The organism is Mucilaginibacter angelicae, assembly GCF_042434235.1.
GTDB classification, from domain to species: Bacteria; Bacteroidota; Bacteroidia; order Sphingobacteriales; family Sphingobacteriaceae; genus Mucilaginibacter; species Mucilaginibacter angelicae.
In genome coordinates, this window is the sequence record NZ_JBHLTS010000004.1 from 1 (window position 1) to 22,751 (window position 22,751).

At 42.2% G+C, this 22,751-nt stretch carries 17 protein-coding genes; 6 read left to right on the forward strand and 11 right to left on the reverse strand.

Translation table 11 applies throughout. The features are described 5' to 3' along the window. The first annotated feature begins 224 nt into the window (after positions 1 to 224). The gene (locus tag ACFFGT_RS00245; RefSeq protein ID WP_377020477.1) at positions 225 to 425 is read left to right on the forward strand and encodes a hypothetical protein; all 201 of its coding nucleotides are present in this window, start codon (positions 225 to 227) and stop codon (positions 423 to 425) included. A gap of 136 nt (positions 426 to 561) precedes the next feature. Here ACFFGT_RS00245 and ACFFGT_RS00250 read toward each other — a convergent pair whose 3' ends face one another. After that, positions 562 to 2,802 carry a DUF3858 domain-containing protein gene (locus ACFFGT_RS00250; RefSeq protein ID WP_377020478.1) on the reverse strand — a complete coding sequence of 747 codons (2,241 nt, stop codon included), beginning with the start codon at positions 2,800 to 2,802 and terminating at the stop codon, positions 562 to 564. Further along, complete coding sequence (locus ACFFGT_RS00255) at positions 2,799 to 4,679, reverse strand: transglutaminase-like domain-containing protein (RefSeq protein ID WP_377020479.1); 1,881 nt, start codon at positions 4,677 to 4,679, stop codon at positions 2,799 to 2,801. Before ACFFGT_RS00255 ends, ACFFGT_RS00250 begins: the two co-directional genes overlap by 4 nt. Before the next feature lie 230 nt (positions 4,680 to 4,909). Between ACFFGT_RS00255 and ACFFGT_RS00260 the strand changes: the two genes are divergently transcribed. The 4 genes from ACFFGT_RS00260 (at position 4,910) to ACFFGT_RS00275 (ending at position 10,112) form a co-directional block, all read left to right on the forward strand. Further along, positions 4,910 to 5,245 (forward strand): MerR family transcriptional regulator, encoded by a 336-nt coding sequence (locus ACFFGT_RS00260; protein ID WP_114940357.1) that lies wholly within the window; start codon positions 4,910 to 4,912, stop codon positions 5,243 to 5,245. A gap of 90 nt (positions 5,246 to 5,335) precedes the next feature. Further along, positions 5,336 to 7,438, forward strand: a complete 2,103-nt coding sequence (locus tag ACFFGT_RS00265) for a ComEC/Rec2 family competence protein (RefSeq protein ID WP_377020480.1) — start codon at positions 5,336 to 5,338, stop codon at positions 7,436 to 7,438. A 79-nt stretch (positions 7,439 to 7,517) separates the two neighbouring features. Further along, positions 7,518 to 8,162 (forward strand): hypothetical protein, encoded by a 645-nt coding sequence (locus ACFFGT_RS00270; protein WP_377020481.1) that lies wholly within the window; start codon positions 7,518 to 7,520, stop codon positions 8,160 to 8,162. A gap of 72 nt (positions 8,163 to 8,234) precedes the next feature. Further along, complete coding sequence (locus tag ACFFGT_RS00275) at positions 8,235 to 10,112, forward strand: LTA synthase family protein (protein WP_377020482.1); 1,878 nt, start codon at positions 8,235 to 8,237, stop codon at positions 10,110 to 10,112. Between the two features lie 127 nt (positions 10,113 to 10,239). Here ACFFGT_RS00275 and ACFFGT_RS00280 read toward each other — a convergent pair whose 3' ends face one another. Genes ACFFGT_RS00280 through ACFFGT_RS00295 form a run of 4 tightly spaced genes read right to left on the reverse strand, consistent with a single transcriptional unit; the run spans position 10,240 to position 13,525 of the window. Then, positions 10,240 to 10,845 (reverse strand): hypothetical protein, encoded by a 606-nt coding sequence (locus ACFFGT_RS00280; protein WP_377020483.1) that lies wholly within the window; start codon positions 10,843 to 10,845, stop codon positions 10,240 to 10,242. Between the two features lie 3 nt (positions 10,846 to 10,848). Next, entirely contained in the window at positions 10,849 to 12,114 is a 1,266-nt protein-coding gene (gene bioA / locus ACFFGT_RS00285; RefSeq protein WP_377020484.1) for an adenosylmethionine--8-amino-7-oxononanoate transaminase, read from the reverse strand. Continuing rightward, positions 12,111 to 12,551, reverse strand: coding sequence for an NUDIX domain-containing protein (locus tag ACFFGT_RS00290; RefSeq protein ID WP_377020485.1), 441 nt, complete (start codon positions 12,549 to 12,551; stop codon positions 12,111 to 12,113). The genes bioA and ACFFGT_RS00290 overlap by 4 nt, the downstream gene beginning before the upstream one ends. Beyond that, a complete protein-coding gene (locus tag ACFFGT_RS00295; RefSeq protein WP_377020486.1) occupies positions 12,551 to 13,525 on the reverse strand; it encodes a cation diffusion facilitator family transporter in 975 nt (324 codons plus the stop codon). The genes ACFFGT_RS00290 and ACFFGT_RS00295 overlap by 1 nt, the downstream gene beginning before the upstream one ends. Before the next feature lie 92 nt (positions 13,526 to 13,617). Between ACFFGT_RS00295 and ACFFGT_RS00300 the strand changes: the two genes are divergently transcribed. Continuing rightward, complete coding sequence (locus tag ACFFGT_RS00300) at positions 13,618 to 14,811, forward strand: pyridoxal phosphate-dependent aminotransferase (RefSeq protein WP_377020487.1); 1,194 nt, start codon at positions 13,618 to 13,620, stop codon at positions 14,809 to 14,811. 205 nt (positions 14,812 to 15,016) lie between these two features. Here the strand turns inward: ACFFGT_RS00300 and ACFFGT_RS00305 are convergent, their stop codons facing one another. The 5 genes from ACFFGT_RS00305 to ACFFGT_RS00325 form a co-directional block, all read right to left on the reverse strand. After that, on the reverse strand, positions 15,017 to 15,592 hold the full coding sequence (locus ACFFGT_RS00305; protein WP_377020488.1) for a hypothetical protein: 576 nt from the start codon (positions 15,590 to 15,592) through the stop codon (positions 15,017 to 15,019). Between the two features lie 117 nt (positions 15,593 to 15,709). Further along, positions 15,710 to 16,282, reverse strand: a complete 573-nt coding sequence (locus ACFFGT_RS00310; protein WP_377020489.1) for a hypothetical protein — start codon at positions 16,280 to 16,282, stop codon at positions 15,710 to 15,712. A 402-nt stretch (positions 16,283 to 16,684) separates the two neighbouring features. Beyond that, positions 16,685 to 19,861, reverse strand: a complete 3,177-nt coding sequence (locus tag ACFFGT_RS00315; protein ID WP_377020490.1) for an efflux RND transporter permease subunit — start codon at positions 19,859 to 19,861, stop codon at positions 16,685 to 16,687. Between the two features lie 75 nt (positions 19,862 to 19,936). Then, positions 19,937 to 21,112: an efflux RND transporter periplasmic adaptor subunit gene (locus ACFFGT_RS00320; protein WP_377020491.1), complete on the reverse strand. Its 1,176-nt coding sequence runs from the start codon at positions 21,110 to 21,112 to the stop codon at positions 19,937 to 19,939. Positions 21,113 to 21,163: 51 nt separating this feature from the next. Further along, positions 21,164 to 22,516 (reverse strand): TolC family protein, encoded by a 1,353-nt coding sequence (locus ACFFGT_RS00325; RefSeq protein ID WP_377020492.1) that lies wholly within the window; start codon positions 22,514 to 22,516, stop codon positions 21,164 to 21,166. Positions 22,517 to 22,751 lie beyond the last annotated feature (235 nt).

Genomic DNA, 22,751 nt, shown 5'->3' on the forward strand with positions numbered 1-22,751 from the left:
GTTTGCCCGGTTGGCAAACCCTTTGGAAAGGTTATTCATTTTTTCAATCCTTAGTAATCGGATTTAACTATGCTAACAACAGCTCATAATTTTGTGGGTTAACTTTAATCTGTGAGAGACCCTGAGGGGACGTGATTTCGGATTTATTTATTAATTACTACTGATTTACCTCCCGTTCGTCGATACAATTAATGCAAATTGTCATATTTGGTTTAAATTTGTATATGGAAACTTTAAGAGTAGATATTCAAAACGAACAGGAGAAAAGAGTGCTCCTGGCATTTCTTGATAGTTTGGATTATAACTACCGCATAGATAATGAAAGCGATGCTGTGCTTGAACAGCAGGCAAAAGAAATGGTTAGCCGCAAAGCCGATTTTTTGGCAGGTAAAGCCTCTTCTCTGCCCTGGAGCGAAAGCAAATAACCTCCCTGTTTCACCAGGAACACATCAGCAGTTAAAGGGGGCAAAAACAGTATGCCGGCAAAAGCCTGTTCAATCCGCTGAAACAGAAATAATAAAGTCCGGATTTGTTTTCCGGACTTTTCTATTTTACAGTTACTTAGCTTTTTTTCTCCAGCAGTATTTTCTGAGTGTTGAAGCCCGACGAAGCGTCAATTACTTCGGTAAGGAGCGCCCAGTTTTCAGCTTTTTCAAAGTTATTATTGTAAACACGTGTCATTACAATAGTTAAAGTATTGCCGTTAAGGGTAGCTTCGGATGAAAACGAACCTGTTTTATTGGTTTTCTTTGCAGCTATTTCCTCCAGGCCTTTGGCAATATACCCTTGCGGAACAGCAATGCTTATGGTATATTTAAAACTACGCGAACATGGCATATACACGTCAAATGTGCGTTTCCGTTCCTTTTCTTCTAATTTGTAAAACGAGCCTGCAAGTTTACCCGCATCAATAATATAGTTATTCCCTGCTTTTTTCACCAGGTTATCCAGCACAAACGATTCGGAGTACTGAAAAACCGGGCTGCTGTTATCAAGGCCCGCACTAATAATTTTACAATCGGCCACCTGGGTTGGCTCCTGCTCGTACTGGGATTTAATTTCAGCTGTAAATTTTTTAACTGCTTTAGACTGATCATCAGAAAAGGCATAGCTAAAATCATCACGCAGCTTTTTTGTTTCGGGGTTTTCTGCCAGTCTTTTTTCCAGTTTTTCACTCTTTGACAATTCCATAAGGGCATTATCAATATCAATTACGGGCAGCAAATTTAACTGATCATCGTGCCTCATTGCACCCGTTTGCTTAACCAGTCTTTGTATTTTTAGCTTTTGCATGTTGGCGGGTAAAAGTGATACCCTGATATCCTCATTTATGGTATTTGCAGCAGCGGCCATTACCGGTAAAACAGCAGTACCCTCGGTAAACGAATATTTGGTACCGCTTTCACGTTTAGGTGTAAGCACAATCACTTTTTCGCCCTGGAAACGCTGTGGGATCTCATTAAAATGAGTTGTTGCATCATCAAAAAACATATACAGTGGCTTTGTATCATTTATGCGGATGCAGGCATCAAAATCACTGTAGTTAAAAATGTTATCAAGCGTATTACTGTTGCGTGAACAAACCAGCAACACATCATGATCAATTTTCAAGTCATTTAAAGCCATACTCATAATAACAGTATTAGCCTTGGCAGCCATGCGGCGATAGTTGATTTCATCAACCTTGCCAACATCATCTTTTGAGTAGCTGCCCAAAACCATCCCTTTCCTGATATTGTAAAGTACTTTCATTACACTGTCAAGCGGGGCAGCTTTGATATTTTTTTTGCCGTCGAAATATTTTTTCAAACGATCAACAACATCATTAAAATAAGGAAGCTCACGCTCAACAAATGCTCCCTCAAACAATGCTTTATTGGCCTGCAGTCGTTCGGCGGCGCTTTCGCCGGCCTTACCACCCGAAACAAATTTCACAAAACCCATAGTGTGCGAACTGCTGATTTCGATATAAGGAAACTGGCGGAATTTGGAGATCCAGAACTCACTCGAATACTTAGCCTGGTTCCTGACCTTTAGACTGTAGATCTGGTCGCCTGCGCTATTGGTACTGACATCAAACTGGGGGGCGCCATTTGCGCAGATATGCTTTACTATATCTTTTTTGGCATACTGAAAATCATAGCTGCTGTATAAAACAGGATATTCGCCGGCCAATACAAAAACCTGGTCATTATCGGTAAAGTTATCGGCGTTTGCATCTTCGCTTATGTCGACGGTGCTCACATAATAATCCAATATATCGCCAACCTGCAAATCAGATATGGCAAGCTTGCTTACCTGGTCATTTTTTTCATTTTTAATCAGCACTTCTTCACTTGTATTCACGATAATTTGCTTGCCGGCAGGTTTAATGATCTTGGCGCCAATGTAAGTATCATGGATCTTAGAAAATTTAGCGCTCATAAAATGGACACTTTCATCGAGGCGTTTTTGGTATGATATGGTCGAGAAATCTTCCAATGCCGATTTATCATTTATTTTAACCCGCTGATGAAAGGTGGTAAGTTTAAGCACCCGCGTAGTTGAGGACGCGGTAATGATCATAAATTTAAATTTATTGGTCAATGACCTTTGCATGCTAAATGATTTTGCAAAAACCACGGCGCTTTCATTACTTAAATTGGCAGGAACCGTTGTAGCGGCAAATTCAGGTACGGTTGTCCCCCAAACCTCCTTCTGAATTTCGGCTGCTTTTTCTGCGTAGGTCTGGTTATTATTTTGTGCGCCTGCCGTTACGGCAAACAGTAAAAAGAAAAATAATAAACGTAAAGTTTTCTTCATTGTGATACAGGTTTTATAATTAAATTTTCGTTGTAAGCTTTGTTCAGCAGCTCAATATCCTGGTTCCATTGGGCAAAATTTGCTTTTGTAAGCAATGTATTTTTAATGAGCAGTGTTTTTTTATAAGTGAGTTTTCCCGGCGAGCTAACGTAGCTGATATGAAACTCATATCCCGGTTTTGATATGTTCATATCCGGCGGTATGCTTGAGGCTTTATAATTTGGCGGCAGCGTAAGTTCCGTTTCGGTAACAATATGATCTTTCCCCGAAAACCAGTAATCATTTTTTCGCTCATTAATACTAATGGCCGCGTCTGAAAACTCCTTGCGGTTATCCAGGTCAATATAATACTCTTTACCAAAAGCAGATATACCGCTTTTGCGCTCAACATCGTACACCGCTGTTAAATCTTTATCGGGGTTACTTGTGGTGCTTAAAACAAGGTTATTAATGATATAATCTGTACTGCCTGCAGCAAGGTAACGTTTGGTAACATCATCAATATTTTCATGTTTAATACTGTTTAACCCTGCCAAAACCTCTTCTTTATCCTCGCCCTTCCAGGTGTTGCTCACATTGCCTGCCAGGCTTGTACCATTAATATGCAGCTTGCTTATTTCGCTGCTTAAATTTTGTGCAGGCAATGCATATGGTATTTTACCAAGAATATATTTATCACCATCTTCCATTAAAACCTGCCTGCCCTGTATACGCTCAGCGTATTCATTAAAGCCTAAATAGGTTTCGGTAGCATCAAGATAGTAGGTTTTGCCCTTGTAGTTTAAACCGCATATCATATGGTTATCAACCGCCATTGAAGGGGTTTGGTAATCATAGGCAATATGTTTTGTACCAAGCCAGCAAAGCCGGGCATCATAACCGGCAGCGACAAGCAGGGCCTTGGTCAGGTTGGCCATACCCTTACAATCACCATATTTTTTCCGGAGCACCTCATCGGCTTTTTCGGGTTTAAAACCGGCCATACCATCTTCAAATGCTATGTACCTGATGTTATCCTGCACATAGTAAAATATGGCTTTTATTTTATCAATATCATTGGTTAGCCCGGCGGTAAGCTCTTTACTTTTAGCACGGAGCAGGGCTGGATCGCCGGCAACATCTTTTACCAGCTCGCGGTACCAGGCATACTGATCGGCCAGGGTATTGAAATACGTAAACTGCTTGCCGTCCGCCGTGGCCGATTTACACATGATGAGTAAATGAGGATATATATAGGTTGGCCCCGGACTATGCGGCTCTTTTTTCATTGCCGGGATATTACTAAAGGTATAGGTTATAATATCTGCATCGTTGCCGCTATTGTAAGTGGTACTTTTTTTTACATTAAAGGCGTTAAAATTAAACTCCTTAATCTCCAGCTTCATCCAGCGCGGAATTTCAATACTAACTTCGCCCCGCTGCACAGGCAGGTTGTCAGCAAAATAAATATTAGTGAAATAGCGGGGATCATTAAGGGTTTCTTCAAAAGTGACATTCCCAACGCTGCCTTTTTTTGCCAGCTCGAGCGGAAAGTAACACACCCGCTCATCCGAATAAAAAATATCATCGCTGCCATAATAGGTATATTCAGGTTTAAAGCCACGGGGCGTATGGCCATCAACTTTGCAGCTTATATCATCAATGGAGATATTGTTGTTGTAAAATTCGGATACCGTGTAATTTACCTGGTAAGCATTGCTGGTGTAAATATTGTTGAGTTTTTGCCTGATCTCTACACGGTTGCTTTTGCTGTTCCAGTTAAACCGGAACTCATTTTTTAAGGAAGTTATAGTTACTGCCGAATCAGCTTCAACAGCACTTACCTGCAGGGCACAAAACATACATAAACTGTATGTTATCAATAGTTTAATAGTCATAAGGTTATTAGCGCAATAAATATATCACTATTTTTGATTTAATAAAAACATGTATGGCTGCCTGTTGAGATAAATTATATTGGGAAAATGAGACCTGATTGAATAAAACATAAGAGCAGTTTGTAAACGAATTATCTTTGGGCCGGCCACAATAATTGTACAAACCAGGATCGACAGAAAATTCCGAAACCGAATTCCCATTTCCGAAATCAAATAGATACATTTGTATTATGCCTTATAAAGAACGTGAAATAAGCAAGATGTACTACACCATGGGCGAGGTATCGGCCATGTTTGATGTTAATCAGTCGCTTATACGTTTTTACGAAAAGGAGTTTGATGTACTGCAGCCCAAGAAAAACAAAAAGGGCAACCGCTATTTCACCCCCGAGGATATCGAAAATTTCAAGATCATCTTCCACCTCATCCGCGATAAGGGATACACTTTAAACGGTGCCAAAGAGCACCTTAAAAACAACATGGGCGATACCAAGGATAACCAGCGCGTTATCGATTCGCTCGAAAACCTCAAAAAATTCCTGCTTGAGGTTCGTGACCAGTTGTAATCTTCGGCATAAAAACTATCTTTATTTTTAGAACCTGTTGGGTTAATCTATAACCATGCCATCACTTGCAATAACAATTCCGGAACTAATATGATCGCTAACCACAAGGGCGAAATTCCGGTTGTTGTTTTATTGCTCCCTTTTATATTGGGCATAAGCATTGGCTTCAATTGCAATTCGGGCAGATACTTAATTTCTTTGGCGGTTGGTTTTACAAGCCTGCTGATCTTGTTCCTGCTGCTTAATTTTTATTATACGCACTTTAAAATTTATAAAAAACGATGGCTTGGCGGGATAACCATTCACCTGCTGTTATTGCTTGCAGGCTGGATAGCTACTATCAATAATAACGAACTCAATAACGCCAGGCATTTCTCAAAGCTGCCTGCGCAGAGGCTGCTTTTACGCATTAATAGTGAGCCGCAGCTCAAAAACGGGCTTATCCGCTTTACAGTTAGTGTAATTGCAGGCATCAATCAAAAGCAACCAACCCCGGCGAGCGGAACGTTGATGATCACCATAAAAGATAGCAGCGCACTGCAGCTGACTTATGGAGATGAACTACTGATTCCCGGCAAGTACGCTCCTATCGATCCCCCTTTTAACCCTGCTGAGTTCAACTATAAAAAATACCTGGCTCATCAAAACATCTATTACCAGGAGTTTTTATACCCCGGCCAATACAGGATAATACAATCAAATACCGGCAATCCGTTTATTGCAAAGGCCCTGGCTTTAAGGCGAAAAATGGTTGAAAAAATAAAACGGCAACTGCATGATCCCAATGCTATAGCTGTAGCCTCCACCCTGATATTAGGTTACAAGGCGGATTTAAGCGAAGATGTGCTACAAGCCTATTCCAAAACGGGTACCATCCATGTGCTCTCGGTTTCGGGCGCGCATGTGGCTATTATCTGGGCTTTGCTGGCATTTATGCTGCGTTTCCTGAACAGGCTTAAACATGGCAGGGTAATCAAAACTGTGATCATCATTCCAATTATCTGGTATTATGCCATGCTTACAGGGTTTTCGCCTGCGGTTTGCCGGGCAGCAGTAATGATTAGCACAGTTATCATCGGTAAAACCTACAACAGGTATATCAATAATTTAAATATCCTTGCTGTATCGGCGTTTATATTATTGCTTTATAACCCATTGCTGATAACCGACGTTGGCTTCCAGCTTTCATACCTCGCAGTGGCCGGGCTTGTTGTTTTACAGCCCGTTGTTTATGCCTGGTTTACGTTTGATAATAAATGGGCCGATAAAATCTGGCTCCCCTGTTCAGTATCTATAGCGGCACAGGTCATCACATTTCCGCTAAGCGCCTTTTATTTTCACCAGTTCCCGGTTTATTTTTTGTTCAGCAATTTATTCATCGGTATCCCTACTGCTGTTATTATCTACAGCGGGATCTTTTATCTTGTACTACCACCAATACCTTACGTATCCGCCGGTCTTGCCTGGATACTTGAAAAAACCATCCTGCTCATGAACCATGTACTGGCATGGGTTGAACATTTGCCTTTTGCAAGCATCAACAAAATATGGCTTACCACAACGGAATACCTGCTGCTTTACGCCATTATTATCTGCGTGTTTTACTTTTTGTACGATAGAAAAGCCTGGCTGTTAAGAACAGGCATTGTATTGATATTTTTATTAGCTGCAAGCATCAGCATAAAAAGGTACCGCTCGTACACCACAAACAGTATTGCCTTTTTTAACCTGCGTAAAAACACGGGGATAGTGTTTAAAAACGGCGATCATGCTGTTGTATTAAGTAACCTTGCCGATACCGACAAAAACTACAATTACTCCATCAAACCGTATTTGGATAGCTGCAAGATAAATGATGTTATTTTGTATAAACCCGATCAGGAGCTCCGCTCGGCATTTTTACGAAAACAAGGCAATTTAATTCAGTTCCGAAATCAATCCATAGCCATCATCAACAAAGACTATACGGATACAGCATCGGCAGTAAAATTAAAAACCGGTTATCTGTACATTACTGGGAACCCAAAAATTCCGCTTGCTATTATTAATAAAAATCACGAATATCATACTATAATTATTGATGCCACAAATTCACCTAAAACTGTGCAGCTTGTTGTAGATCAGGCCCGTGCCCTGCATGCTAATTATGTGGTTTTAAAACGTAACAAATCGTTCTTGGCGGCATCTAATTGAAAAACATATTAAACTACTTATCTAAAAATTTGTCTTTTAATTATTAAAAATTAATTTGGCATTAAATCAAACTCAAAACATGAACATTAAAATTTTCAACGTTGCCTTAGGCCTTGCCCTTACCGCAACAGCTATCAGCGCGAATGCTCAAAAAGCTTACAAAGAAGGTGTGGTAACTATCTCGACGGCTATGCAGGGGCAACAGGTTGAAGCCAAAAGTTATTTCCGCGCCGACTCGGCCGCTATGCAATTTACTACAGGACCGGCTACTATAAAAATTTTAACCGATGCCGATGGTAAATCATTGGTTGTAATGGTTGATGTTCCTGTTGCATCTATCAAAAAAGCAGCAGTAGCAACTCCTGATGAAGTTGACCAGGCCATGGCATCATTACCTGCCCTTACTTTTGCCCCAAGCACCGAAACCAAAGTAATTTCGGGCTTTAACTGCAAAAAAGTGGTAGCTACAGACGCTAAAGCCAACAAAACTTATGATATCTGGGTAACTAATGATGTTACTGTACCTGTAACTGCTATTGCTAAATATTACCGCAGTGTTGGTGGTTTCCCGGTACAATACACCTCATTTTCACAAGGTCAAAGCACCGAGGTTACTGTTAAAAGCATAACTGAGCAAAAAAACCCTGCCGGTACATTCGGGATTCCTGCTGATTTTGAAAAGATCACCCTTGATGACCTGAAAGCAATGAGCGGCGGCAGGTAATCAAAAAATATTTCATTAACAATTCATTAAAGGTTCCTTAACATTGTAGCAAAATATTATTTTTGTTACCCAATGTTAAGGAACCTTTTCAGCTTTATCAGATTTTTTGTCTTTTGGCTCATCTTCTTCGCTATTACGAGGGCCACGTTTGAGAACTATTTTCTGCACAAGCTTGATAACGCACGCTTAGGCGAGATCCTGCAAACATTTTTCTGGGGCCTAAGACTTGATGCTTCGGCCACCGCTTATATTTGCATTATACCCATTGTTGTATTTGCTATCAACTGGTTCATTCCAAAGGTTCAGATAAAGCCCATCTGGTTAAAACTATATGTTTGGTTTTGCCTTTTCTGTATCTCCTTAAACACCGTACTTAACTTCAATATTTTTCGCGAATGGGGTACTAAAGTTAGCTTCAGGGTGTTTACTTCCTTTTATCATGCCCCTTCAGAGGCTATTGCCTCGAGCGGTTCATCGCCGGTTGGCAAATGTATTTTTATTGGGTTAGCGTTACTGGCGACGGGCGGCATCCTCTCTCATTTCATCATCAATTACCAATTTAAAAAGCCCGAAGTCCGGCCGAGCCTGAAAGTTTCGCTTACTACGCTACTGCTTTTTTTAAATTTTGTGCTGATGCGCGGCGGGTTGCAAGCTAAGCCCATCAGCCAAAACTCCGCCTATTTTTCTGAAAAGCAGATCCTGAACCAAAGCGCCCTTAATACCGAGTGGAACCTGTTTAACAACGTATTTGAAAATTTGCGCAAACCTTATAACCCTTACCTGTATAACCATCCGGATAGCGCTGCAAAAATTGTCGATGATCTATACAATACCAGGAATGATTCAACCACGCAGATCCTTACTACCACCAGGCCAAATGTGGTAATTATCCAAATGGAGAGCTATACAGCCGATGTCATTGAATCATTAGGCGGCGATAAAGGCGTAGCGCCAAACTTTGAAAAGCTGATCAAAAACGGCTTATTCTTCAATAACATCTACGCCTCCGGCGATCGTACCGACAAAGGCATTGTAGCCCTCATGAGCGGCTTCCCTTCGCAGGCTATCCGTACTATTATCAGCGATACCGTTAAGCATAAAAAGTTGCCGGCAATGTCTGCATCATTTAAAAATGCAGGTTATGAAACCGCCTATTTTTACGGCGGCAAAAGCAATTACATGAATTTTGATAAGTTCATGACCTCGCACAATATTGACCATATTATTGATGAAGCCAGCTTTGATAATACCCATGTAAAAACACAATGGGGTGTTTATGACGATGACCTGCTTACCCGCAACCTGCAATATTTAGCCCGGCAGAAACAGCCTTTTTTTAACTATGTACAAACATCGTCAAATCATGAACCCTTTACGTTACCGGTAAAACACCATTTTGCTGATGATGCCAGTGGCGATCCTGCCAATAAATTCAGGAGTACAGCCTACTTTACCGACTCATGCCTCAATGCTTATTTTGAACATGCGAAAAAACAAAGCTGGTACAAAAACACGCTATTTATTTTAGTGGCCGATCATGGTCACCGCTTACCACGCAATACCGCCGAAGCTTATGATCCGGCAAAATACCATATCCCGTTGCTGTTTTTTGGCGATGTGATCAAACCCGAATATAGAGGCAAAAAGATCAGCAAATTAGGCGGACAAACAGATGTTGCAGCTACCCTGCTGGCACAATTGAGCATGCCGCATAACCAGTTTAAATGGTCGAAAGATTTATTGAACCCCGGCACCAAAGATTTTGCTTTTTTTGACTGGGATAATGGCTTCGGTTTTATGCAGCCGGGGCAGGCAGTATCCTATGATAATTCCGGCCGGACCATGATCTACAACAGTAAACCAACTACCGATGAAAAAGCTACCGAAACTGCACTTAATGATGGTAAGGCTTATTTGCAGCAGGTATTTACGGAGTATATGGGGTATTGAGATATAAGGAGGCCAGTTTCTCAAGAAACGTCATTGCGAGGTACGAAGCAATCGCGAACATTACAGGGCGGCCTTCAAAGCGACTCTGCATATAGGGGATTGCTTCGTACCTCACAATGACGGGAGTTTATAAAGTTATCTCCTTGCCCAACTGCACAACCCATTGATTAAACAATTTAGTTTCAAACTCAACAGCTTTTTGAGCATGGAATTCCCATTGCGGGGAAAAATGCTGTAGCTGATTAATCATCTCTTCCAGATGGCCTTCTTCTTCTAAAATGATCGATTTTACATTCACTTTGCTTCCTGCTTCGTCAAGGGCATCCTGGTAAATGGGATAAAGTTCATCGGCACGTACTTCAATAGCGTAGGTAACCAGCAGGTAAGCCGCAAAACGAAGTTCGGCCCCTTTCAGGTTGAGCTCACTTTTTAAATAGCGGCAAACATCAACATCCAGCTGGTTTAAATAATACTTGCTTGAGCCGGGCGCCAACAGATATTCGGCCGCATAAGTTGGCAATGTTACGCCCGTTTTTTCCAGTTGCTTTTTAAGGTAAAAGGCGTGGCGGTGCTCTTCGGCGGCATGCTTTAATATAATATAAGTAACCGTAAGCGGGTCTTCACTGGCCGAGATCTTGCGTGCGCCGGTATTTTCCATTAATGATAATGTGTTTAACCAGCGTGAGTGCAGTTCGTTATCGGCTATTATGGTAGGGAGTATCTTGTTCAGCATAATTTATAGTTCTTCAAGAGCTTGCTCAATTTTGCTGTAAACATAATTGAGTTGCTCATTAGTAATGCAATATGGCGGTAAAATATATATAACGTTGCCTAATGGCCGTAATATGATCCCTTCGGCCAAAAAGTAATGATATAGTTTATCCCTCAGCGAGCTAAAGTACGAGGTATTATCGCCCGTCTCCCACTCCATAGCCAGGATGGTGCCTGTTTGCCTTACTGTTTTTATTTTAGGATGATTACGGATCTTATCAGCAAACACTGTATGAGCAGCTTTAATTCTGGCTATATTTTCCACCGTTTCAGGCTGTTGAAACAAATCAAGACTTGCAAGCGCCGAAGCACAGGCTATCGGATTAGCTGTAAATGAATGCCCGTGAAAAAGCGTTTTCAGTTTATCCTCCGATAAAAAGGCATCATAAATTTGCTGCGTGCAGGTTGTTAAGCCCAGGGCCATGGTGCCACCGGTAAGCCCTTTGGAAAAACACATGATATCCGGCTCAACCAGTACATGATTCGTAGCGAAAGGTTTGCCTGTACGCCCAAATCCGGTAAATACCTCATCGGCAATCAGCAGCACCTCTTCCTTACGGCAGTGTGCCATTAGTTCATTCAAATATTCGGCCTCGTACATGATCATACCTGCCGAACCCTGCACCAGCGGTTCAAAAATAAAACAGGCTGTCTGAGATTTGAGATCTGAGATCTGAGATTTGAGACTTTCGATATTTTCCTGATTTGGAAGATCGATAAACTCGACCTCAAACAATAAACTATCGAATGCTTTGGTAAATGCACTGCGGCCGCTTACAGCCATAGCACCAAAAGTATCCCCGTGATAAGCATTATTAAAAGCGATGATCTTAGTTCGCTGATCACCTTTGTTAAGCCAGTATTGCAGGCACATTTTTATGGCTACCTCAATAGCGGTTGAACCGTTATCAGAGTAAAATGCTTTTTTCTGGTTAGCAGGTAAAATAGCCAGCAATCGTTCGGCCAGTTCAACAGCGCCTTCGTGGGTAAAGCCTGCAAATATTACATGCTCCAGTTTATGTAGCTGCTCTGATACCTTTTTTGCTATGTAGGGATGCGCATGCCCGTGAATATTTACCCACCATGATGACACCGCATCAATATATTGTTTGCCTTCTTCGTCAAATAATAAAGCCCCGTCTCCCCGTACAATACCAATAGGTGGCTGCGCGGTTTTCATTTGGGTATAAGGGTGCCATATTACTTTTAAATCCCTTTCGGTAAGGTTCATAGTTCGTTTTGTAAAAGTTCAACCACACGTTTATCTGTCGGGAATTCAAAATCGGCTACGCTCAGCGCGGTAAGCGGTACCCATCTGAAAGCCTGCAGCACCTCTCCTTCACCATCAAAATCAAACGCAACGGTTTTGATGTTGAGGTTAACCGGGGTAATGCTCCTTACTAAATAATATACACTGATGATCTGTGAATTATTAAAGGCCGACTTAACAGCAAAATCGGTAGTGTAAAAATGGCTTACAACTTCAATCTCAATATTACATTCCTCCATAAACTCGCGTTTAAGGCCGTCTATCAGGCCTTCGCCAAGCTCCAGGCCGCCGCCGGGAAATTTTGAAAAACGCATGCCATACTCCTGCTCATCGCTTATCAGCAATTCATCTTCATCATTCAACAACAGGCCGTAAACCCTTACATTAAAGTATTCCATTATTCAAAGTGTTTTTTGTTACGTACAACCTTTTCCAGTGTCCAGGCTATGATTTCGGTTTGTGCTTCCGACCGGATAGGACAATTGGGCATACTGCAGTAGTGGCAGCAATCGGGCAAACAAGGATCAGCATGGATAAAAAGCTCCGTTTTGATGCCCATATCCTTATTGATCATTTTATCAACCAACGAGATTTCGGTATGTACGGTGGTCAGATCAAAATAACTGGGCAGGGTCATGTGGCAGTCGATATGCAGCTCATGACCATATTTCTGTGCACGCAGGTTATGAACGTCAATCCAGGGCTCGCGGCGTTTTTCGCTTAAAACGTTGATAATATCTGTCACCACCTGAAAATCGGCTTCATCCATCAATCCCCCTACCGATTTACGCACCAGCTTATAGCTACTGTATACTATATACAAACCAACCAATATGGATAACGCACTATCAAGCCATAAAATGCCGGTAAATTCAATCAATAACAAACCAACAACCAAACCACCACTGGTAACGGTATCGGCCAGTAAATGGCGGCCATCGGCATCAAGGGTCATGGAGTGGAGTTCCTTTCCCTTACGGATCATGTAATAACCAAGCGCGCCGTTGATAGCACCCGTAATACCTATAATAATAGCACCTGTAAACAGATCATGGATAATATTAGGGTAGAAAAAGCTGTAGACCGATTTTACGATGATGATACACCCTGCGATGCCAATAAGCGAACCTTCAATAAAAACAGAGAAAAACTCCACTTTACCATGCCCGTAAGGGTGGTTTTCATCGCGCGGTAAGGCCGACAGGTAGATACTGTAAAAGGCAAATGAGCTTGCTATTACGTTTACAATGCTTTCGGCGGCATCAGTGAGTACAAAGTTGGAGGCTGTTAAAAAATAGGCGCCAAATTTCGCCAGCATCAGCACTATCCCCGTTATCAGCGAAATTAAGATGATCCTTTTTTGTTGATTCAAAGCAAGGTGGTATTAGGCCGCAAATTTAAAAAATAACAAGCGTAAGTAGCAGTAAAGTTATTTTCTATATTTGCCGCGATAACATAATTTATATGAGCGCATTAAGTACCCGGATAAATAACCTGTCCGAATCTGCAACAATTAAAATGGCCAAATTGGGCCGTGAACTTGCCGCTAAAGGTGTCGACGTGATCAGCCTTAGCTTTGGCGAACCTGATTTTCATACCCCTGAGCACATCAAGGAAGCTGCCAAGCAGGCCATGGACAAGAACTTCACCTACTACACACCAGTAGCAGGCTACCCTGAACTTCGTAAAGCCGTAGTTGCCAAGCTGAAGAACGAGAACAATCTTGATTATGATTTCAGCGAGATCGTGGTTTCAACAGGAGCCAAGCAGGCTATCGCCAATGCGGTATTATGTTTGGTTAATCCCGGCGAAGAAGTGATCATTCCTACTCCTTACTGGGTTTCATATAGCGAAGTAGTTAAGCTTGCCGAAGGCAAAAGCGTTTTCATCAATACTACTGTTGATACCAACTTTAAAATTACGCCTGAGCAATTAGAGGCTGCTATTACACCTAATACCAAGCTGTTCATGTTTTCATCGCCATGTAACCCTACAGGCAGTGTTTACAGCAAAGATGAACTGGAAGGTTTGGCTAAAGTATTTGAGAAACACCCGCATGTTTATATTCTGAGCGATGAGATCTACGAGCACATCAACTTTGTTGACAAGCACGAATCAATTGCGCAGTTTGATTATATTAAAGATCGCGTAGTGATCATCAACGGCTGGTCGAAAGCATTTGCTATGACCGGCTGGAGGATAGGCTACACTGCAAGTACCAAAGAGCTTGCATCGGCCTTTGATAAAATGCAGGGACAGGTAACCTCAGGTACCTGCTCAATTACCCAGCGTGCAGGTGTTGCCGCTTACGAAGGCGGCTTGGAGAGCGTACTTGAAATGCGTGCAGCATTCAAAAAACGCCGCGACCTGGTATATAAATTATTAAGCGATATAGAAGGTGTTAAAGTGAACCTGCCCGATGGCGCATTTTACTTTTTCCCTAATGTTACCTCGTTCTTTGGTAAAAGTTATGAAGGCCGTGTGATCAATGATTCGGACGACCTGAGCCTTTACCTGCTTGAAGAAGGTCACGTAGCCACCGTAGGTGGGGATTCATTCGGTGATCCGTCTTCAATCCGTTTATCATATGCCGCGGCCGAAGATAAATTGATTGAGGCCATGAGAAGGTTAAAAGAAGCGTTAGGTAAACTGGCATAATTGTCTGAACCATGATTTTTAGGATTAAGGGATTCTCCGGATACTTATCCGGTCACCATCCAAATCCCAAAAATCCGGTAAATCTTCCCAAATCCCGGTTCTGAAATAAAAAAATCCCCTTGCCGTTGGCAAGGGGATTTTTGTTGCAACTGCTTTTTGAAAATCAAGGCAATCCTGAAATCCTAAAAATCATGCTTCTGGTCATTTACAATCCTAATCCATAGGCTATCCTCAAGCCAATCAAACCATAACTGTTGCCCTGACCAAAAAAGCCTTCGTAACGTAAGCCTAAATCAATCACTTTGGTGGCATAGCCAATAGTTGGCGAAAGGATCAGTTTGGTGTTTTTGCTACCGTCAGCATAAAGAGAGGTAGTTTCAAAACCAGCGCCTGTTTCTGCCCCGAAATACAACCTGTGAGCAAGGAAAGATTTGAAGCCAAGTTTAATCGGGATTATACCCAGATCTTTTCCATCAACCGTCACTTCAGAAACCCCGTTAGGAGTTACGAAACGCTGATTATAGCTTTTGCCGAACATATTGTAATAGCCAGAGGTGAGTGTTATGGCAGTTTTATTACTTAAACCATACTGCAACCTTGCAGTACCCCCTAACTCAAAGTTGGAGATATCGTGAGCGTTTCCAATTGGTCTGCCAACCTCAAGTCCTATTCCCAAACGCCACTTATCTGCCGGGGTTGTTTGAGCATTAACATTTTTTGCGGTAAATAAAGCCAGGGAAAGTGATACGCCGGCCATAATTTTTGTAATTGTGTTTTTCATATAGCTATAATTTAAACTCTTGTTAACTTTTTATTAACAAGGCGGCAAATGTATAAAAAAACAAAAGCCCCCTGTTATACATAACAGGGGGCTTTTGTAACAGTTTTTGTTATCAGCTTATAAGCCAAAACCATAAGCTAAACGTAAGCCTACAAGGCCATAGCTATTACCCTGACCCGAGAAGTTTTCGTAACGTACACCTACATCCCATGATTTGGTTGCATAACCTAATCCTGGTGATAAAATCAGCTTAGTGTTCTTATCTGCTCCTGCAACCGGTTCATGTACTTCAAATCCGGCACCCGCTTCACCTGAAAAATAAAAGCCATCGCCAACAAACGCTTTGATACCGGCTTTTACAGGAACCATACCTAATGAACGGCCTTTTACAGTTACCGTAGTTGTAGAGGTATTATTAGAAAAACTTGAACTATAAGTTTTACCAAAAAAATTATAATAACCTGAAGTTAGCGTAAGAGCTATGTCATTACTTACACCATATTGCAACCGGGCGGTACCGCCAAGTTCGAAATTCGAAATATCGTGCGCATTGCCAGTTGGAATACCTGCTTCCAAACCGATACCAAAACGTAGCGCGTTTGCCGGTGTAGTTTGTGCTTTTACATTTGTTCCGATAAAAATAGCTGCCGCAGTAAATGCCGAAGCTATCATTTTAGTCATTGTTTTCATAGTTGTGTTTTTTAGTCAAATTCTACAATGCTCATTTTTAATTTTTCATTGTATTAACTCCTCCTTAACAAATACTTTGCCATTGTTGACATCATTTGCCATTGCAGATATTGTTTTAACTATTAAAATAAATGCGATTAGTCCAATCTTTGGCGGCTTAATAATTGAAAATCAGCACTGTTTTAACCAATAAAAACCAGTAGAATTACCCGCACACTTGCTTGGCTGCATCATTAAAAATCCATTAAAAACTGCCCTGCTTATACTTCAAAAGTGTACACAAACACGAAATTTTGTGGCTATAAATAGTTGAATTACGAAGTACAGGGCCGTACCAAAACCAGTATAAAACAAAAAAGAGAGGCTTGCGCCCCTCTTTTTTACAAAATTTAAACAATATTATTAAGCTTCCGGCCCGTGCTTTTTAGGGTCATAATTTTTTTCAAGCTCGGCGAGTTTTTCTTTACCGTACGACATTTTAGTGATCAGGTAAAATAATACTGGTACTATAAATATAGCTAATGATGTAGCAGTAAGCATCCCTCCAAACACTGTCCAGCCAATGGTTTTACGTGCTTCGGCACCGGCGCCCGATGCAATCATCAAGGGCACTACACCTAATATAAACGCCATCGATGTCATGATAATAGGGCGTAAACGAAGGCGTACAGCCTCAAGCGTTGCCTTTTCCAGCTCCATACCTGCATCTACACGCTCCTTGGCAAACTCCACGATCAGGATGGCGTTTTTGGCTGCCAGGCCTATCAACGTTATCAAACCTATCTGCGCATAAACGTTATTGGTGAGGCCGTCAAAAAACGACAGGAACAGAATAGCCCCAAAAGCCCCCAATGGCACCGATAACAATACAGAAAACGGCACTGACCAGCTTTCATACAAAGCGGCCAGGAACAGGAACACGAAACCTATTGAAAGGGCAAAGATGTAAACCGTTTTTGAACCGGATAATAATTCTTCACGGCTCAACCCGGAAAACTCGTAACCATAACCCTGCGGCAATACCTGCGCGGCTGTTTCCTTCAGGGCGGTGATAGCATCACCACTACTGTAACCAGGCTTGGTACTACCATTGATCTCGGCTGAGCGGAACAGGTTATAATGCGATATTAACGGCGAGTTTTCTATTACCTTATATGATGTAAGCGTGCTTAAGGGCACCATAGCTCCGGCAGAGTTACGTACAAAGTACTGCCCTATATTTTGCACACTGGTACGGTAACTGGTATCTGCCTGGGCCACTACCCTGAAGTTACGGCCATAAATAGTAAAGTCGTTAATATAGGTACTGCCTAAATAAGTTTGCAGTGCGTTGTTCACATCAGATATCGCTACCCCAAGCTTTTTGGACTTTTCCCTGTCTATCGTTAACTGGTAGGCAGGCGTACTGGCGGTAAAGAACGAGAAGGCCCTTGCTATTTCCTTCCGTTGATTGATTGCGCCGAGGAAAGTCTTCAATGTTTTTTCAAACACCTTAATGTCACCGCCGGCCTGTTTCTCTTCTAATATGAACGAGAAACCACCTGTACTACCCAAACCCGGGATAGCCGGCGGTTGGATCACCACCACGTTGGCCTCTTTATATTTGCTCAGTTTTTGATTTAACCGGGCAACAAGAGCAGTTATTTGCTGCGATTTTTCTTTACGCTCGTCCCATGGTTTAAGCTGTACAAATATGGTGGCGCTGTTTGATTTACTTGCAAAGCTGATAGCGTTCAAACCACCCAAGGCAGCGTAATGGGCTATTTCAGGTACGCTATCCAGCGTTTTCATCATATTGTGCAATACATCAACTGTACGCCCTGTTGATGACGCCTCAGGCAAATCGTAAGTGATATAAACACGACCATCATCCTCCAGCGGAATAAACCCTGATGGTTTACTCCTAAATAACAATATTGCGCCTATAATGATACACACCAATAAAATGATCACGTACCTTGAGTTTTTGATGCTTTTATCAACCGTGTTACGGTATTTACCGGTTACACGGGTAAACCAGGTGTTAAACTTAAAGAAGAATTTATTAAGCCCCCTGGAGCTTTCATCAATCTTATGCGGGCGCAGCAGCAATGTACATAAGGCCGGAGTTAATGACAATGCAACGAAAGCAGAAATCAACACCGAAATAGCAATAGTGATAGCAAACTGCTGGTACAAGCGCCCAACTATGCCTGGTACAAAACCTACAGGCACAAACACTGCCGCCAGGATCAATGCAATGGCTATTACCGGCGCCGAAATATCGGCCATGGCGTGTTGGGTAGCCTCTTTAGGGGTCATTCCCTCTTCATCCATGTAATGCTGTACGGCCTCAACTACCACAATGGCATCATCCACCACAATACCGATTGCAAGTACGAACCCGAATAACGTTAGTGTATTGATTGTAAAATTGAGCGGGATAAAGAAGATGAACGTACCTATGATGGATACAGGAATAGCCAGTACCGGAATAAGTGTTGTACGCCAGCTCTGTAAAAACAGGAACACCACCAAAATAACCAGCACCAGCGCTATAACCAGTGTTTCGATCACTTCACTTACTGATACTTTTACTACTGTGATAGCTTCAAACGGAACTACATAATCAATATCTTTAGGGAAGCTCTTTTTAAGCTCGTCCATAGTGGCGTAAACGTTGTCGGCTGTTTCGAGCGAGTTACTGTTAGGGGCCTGGTAAACCAGCAGGTAAGATGCCCTTTTACCATCAACAAACGAGTTACCCGAGTAGTTGAACTTGCCAAGCTCAATTCTTGCAACATCTTTCAGGTGTACTATACCGCCATTATTAGGCTGGGTTTTAATAACCACGTTGCCAAACTCTTCCGGTTTACTTAAACGGCCTTTTACAATTACCGAGTATTCAAAAGTTTGCCCTTTTAACTGCGGCGTTGCACCTACCGTACCGGCAGCTACCTGCGCATTTTGCTCCTGCAGGGCATTGGTAACATCGGCAGCGCTCATGCCTAATGCGGCAAGCTTATCAGGGTTAAGCCAAATGCGCATACTGAAGTCATCGGCACGTGTAACAACGTCGCCCACGCCTTTGGTACGTAAAATAGCATCTTTTATAAATACGTTGGTGTAGTTATCGGTAAAAGTAACATCATGGCTCCCGTTGGGACTATACATTGCCACAAGCATTAATATACTGGGGTTACGTTTACGTACCACCATACCCAAACGCTGTACTTCCTGCGGTAAGGTAGGTAAGGCGATACCAACACGGTTTTGCACATCAAGCGCGGCAATATTAATATCGGTACCAACATCAAAGTTAACGGTCATGCTCATTTGGCCATTGCTGCTGCTGTTACTTTGCAGGTAGGTCATGCCCGGTACACCATTCACCTGTACCTCTACCGGTGTAGCTACGGTTTGTTCAACTGTTAATGCATCAGCACCGATATAGGTACCGCTAACAGATACGGTAGGGGGTGTAATATCCGGGTACTGGCCTATCGGCAGGCTGGTTATTGACAGGATCCCCACTATTAATATCACTAATGATATTACAATTGCGGTAACCGGTCGTTTTATAAAAGTATCTGCGATCATTATTTCTTTATATTAAGTTTTCCAGGGTAGCTGTGCCCCTTGTTCGGCTTAAAATCTCTTTTTGGGATATAAAAATTATTTCTTAGGCCCTGCTCCTGCCGGGGCTGCTGATCCGGTAGTTACCCTGCCCCCATCGCGTAAACGCTGAAAACCATCGGTAATCACTTTATCGCCTTGTTTTATACCATCCATTATCACCACATCATCATTAATACGCGGCCCTAATTTTACTTTCACCTGCTTTGCAATCGTATCACGCCTGTCTTTAACCGTTTTATCGGCAGCAGTATCTTTTATAACGGTATCCCTTGTGGCAAAAACAAAAAATTCGCCCATTTGCTCGGTTACTGCCTTATATGGAATTTGCACCCGGTTGCCCGATTGGCTGTTCAGCACCTGCAAAACACAGCTCATACCATCTTTAAGCACATCATCCTCGTTCGGGAACTGGATCCTGACCTTAAGGCTGCCTGTTTGATTGCTTACGCCCCTGTCAATTGCCAGTACTTTCCCGGTCTTGTTGTATTTGCTTCCGTCGGGCAGTACAAGTTTAAAGGTGCTGTCGGTGCTTGATTTTTGCAGATTGTAAAAGCGGTTGATATCCTGTTCGTTGATCACCACATCAACACCTATAGGGTGCTCTGCAGATATGGTGTTCATAAGCGTAGTGCCTGTCGAAACCTGGGTACCCAGCCTCACTTGTGAGATACCGATACGACCGGTGAAAGGTGCTGTTATGGTAGCATATGACAGATCGGTACGGGCCGACTCTAATCCGGCCTTGGCTACTGCAACCTGGCTTTTATTGGTTTCATAAGTAGCCTGTGCCTGATCAACGGTTTGGCGGGCAATCGCATCGCTCTTGAGCAGCATATTATACCTGTCAATATCTTTTTGTGCCTTAACCAGGTTAGCTTCGGCGCTTAACACATTGGCTTTGGCCTGGTCATAAGCAGCCTGGTATTTGCGTTTATCTATTTCATACAATACTTTGCCTTTTTGTACTACATCCCCCTCTTTAAAAAATATGCCGGTCACAAAACCCGGTACCTGGCTGCGCAGTTCCACAGTGTTGATTGAAACAACAATGCCCTGGTATTTATCATAGTATACTGCTTCGGCCGTTTTGGCATCGGCAAGGTATACCGGGGTTGGAGGCATGGAGGCCGGTCCGCCTTTTTGAGGTTTACTGCATGATGCCCATGTTAAAAGTGCTGCAGGGGCTAACCAATATATGTATGTATGTTTCATGTAGAATAGGTTGTTCGTGTATTGCTGTTGTTTTTGTTTTGTGACGATATTTTACGGTTGCTGCACAGGCAGGATCCCAAGGGCCCTCTGCAAGTCAATTTTACTGCTTAGTAAATTAAACAGGGCATTATAATAGCTCAATTCGGCCGTACGCAGATCGGCTTGTGATATAATCACGTCCAGGTAGGTTTTCACCCCCTCACGGTACTGCAGGCTTACTACTTTATATACATCCTTTGCAAGGTTCACGTTTTCGCGAATGAGCTGGTAGCTGGTGTAATTACTTTTATATGATGCCAGCGCTTGTGTATACTCCGTATAAATGCTGTTTTTTGTATTTACAAGGTCCAGATCGGTACGCTCAACCTGCAACCTGGCTTTAGCAAGATTTTGCAGCCGCTTGGTTCCCTGGAAAATAGGTACAGCCAGTGTTAGGCCAACATAACCCGTGGGGAACGAATTGTTATACAGATCACCAAAATCATGACTGAAGTATGCATGCTGATAGCTTCCTACTGCCGATAACGAAGGCAAAAAGCCAAAGCGGTAATAATTTACGTTAAGGTTATTGAGCGCCTTTGTTGTTTCGAGCAAACGATATTCAATGCGATTGTTTACGTTGAGCATCTGCAATGTATCGATACTGGCCTCCTGCTCATACCGGGTTGAATCATAAGAGAGGCTTAATGGCGCAGCCGCCCCTACACCCATGATCTGTTTCAGTAAAGCAGTTTTACTCTTAATGGCCTCTTCGGTTTGCTTACGGGTAGCCAGTGAATTATTTAAAGAAATGGTAGCCTGCTTATAATCCGTGGGATCAGACACACCGGCGGTATACCGGCTTTTGGCATCCTTCAAGCTCCTTTGTAGTCTGATGATATCCTCGTTAGTAATGTCAAGCTGTTTTTCAGACAGCAAAACATCAAAAAAAGCTTTGCTTACATCACTTACCACATCAATCTGGCTGCTCAGTGTGTTCTGTTTATAATACTCACGCGAATACCTTTTGGCCCTCGAGGCAAGAAATACATCATTGTTGTACAAAACCTGCGAGGCTGTAACCCCCAAAGTTGAAAGGTTACGGATACTGCCTGCATTGCTTGGGATATTAGCACCGGATGCACCTGCCTGCGGACTACCTTTGTAGTAATAATTATAGAGGCCAGATCCGTTTACCTGTGGTAGCCAACCCGAAAGGCCAATTTTAATATCACGCTCATTGATCTGCTCATCAATTGAGGCTTGCCTTACAGTTGGTTGGTTACGTAAAGCAAAATCAATAGCCTGTTTCAGCGTAACCGGACCGCTTATGCTATCGGCTGCAGTTTGGGCATAACTATTGCTATATAAATTAAATGTTAAATTAAGTACAAGAAGCGCTAAAAAGTACTTGTGTTTTTTCATACGGTAGCTATAGATAACAATGTATATCAAGCAAAAATAATAAAGAAAAGTTTTATAATTTGTGCGGGATTTATACGGGGGAATGCGAATATGTAATTAATATTACGAATTTAAAATCTGGAACAAGAATTTTACGTAAAAAATTACAAAAACTCGGGATAGTATAAGCTTTTTGGGCTTTTTACAAAAAAATGAAAATAATAGGCTCGATATAAATAAAAAAATTAATTAATTT

Bases quoted from the DNA above. Each gene is read 5' to 3' on its own strand.
- ACFFGT_RS00245 (WP_377020477.1), top strand. From the start codon at position 225: ATGGAAACTTTAAGAGTAGATATTCAAAACGAACAGGAGAAAAGAGTG.
- ACFFGT_RS00250 (WP_377020478.1), bottom strand. From the start codon at position 2,802: ATGAAGAAAACTTTACGTTTATTATTTTTCTTTTTACTGTTTGCCGTA.
- ACFFGT_RS00255 (WP_377020479.1), bottom strand. From the start codon at position 4,679: ATGACTATTAAACTATTGATAACATACAGTTTATGTATGTTTTGTGCC.
- ACFFGT_RS00260 (WP_114940357.1), top strand. From the start codon at position 4,910: ATGCCTTATAAAGAACGTGAAATAAGCAAGATGTACTACACCATGGGC.
- ACFFGT_RS00265 (WP_377020480.1), top strand. From the start codon at position 5,336: ATGATCGCTAACCACAAGGGCGAAATTCCGGTTGTTGTTTTATTGCTC.
- ACFFGT_RS00270 (WP_377020481.1), top strand. From the start codon at position 7,518: ATGAACATTAAAATTTTCAACGTTGCCTTAGGCCTTGCCCTTACCGCA.
- ACFFGT_RS00275 (WP_377020482.1), top strand. From the start codon at position 8,235: ATGTTAAGGAACCTTTTCAGCTTTATCAGATTTTTTGTCTTTTGGCTC.
- ACFFGT_RS00280 (WP_377020483.1), bottom strand. From the start codon at position 10,845: ATGCTGAACAAGATACTCCCTACCATAATAGCCGATAACGAACTGCAC.
- bioA (WP_377020484.1), bottom strand. From the start codon at position 12,114: ATGAACCTTACCGAAAGGGATTTAAAAGTAATATGGCACCCTTATACC.
- ACFFGT_RS00290 (WP_377020485.1), bottom strand. From the start codon at position 12,551: ATGGAATACTTTAATGTAAGGGTTTACGGCCTGTTGTTGAATGATGAA.
- ACFFGT_RS00300 (WP_377020487.1), top strand. From the start codon at position 13,618: ATGAGCGCATTAAGTACCCGGATAAATAACCTGTCCGAATCTGCAACA.
- ACFFGT_RS00305 (WP_377020488.1), bottom strand. From the start codon at position 15,592: ATGAAAAACACAATTACAAAAATTATGGCCGGCGTATCACTTTCCCTG.
- ACFFGT_RS00310 (WP_377020489.1), bottom strand. From the start codon at position 16,282: ATGAAAACAATGACTAAAATGATAGCTTCGGCATTTACTGCGGCAGCT.
- ACFFGT_RS00315 (WP_377020490.1), bottom strand. From the start codon at position 19,861: ATGATCGCAGATACTTTTATAAAACGACCGGTTACCGCAATTGTAATA.
- ACFFGT_RS00320 (WP_377020491.1), bottom strand. From the start codon at position 21,112: ATGAAACATACATACATATATTGGTTAGCCCCTGCAGCACTTTTAACA.
- ACFFGT_RS00325 (WP_377020492.1), bottom strand. From the start codon at position 22,516: ATGAAAAAACACAAGTACTTTTTAGCGCTTCTTGTACTTAATTTAACA.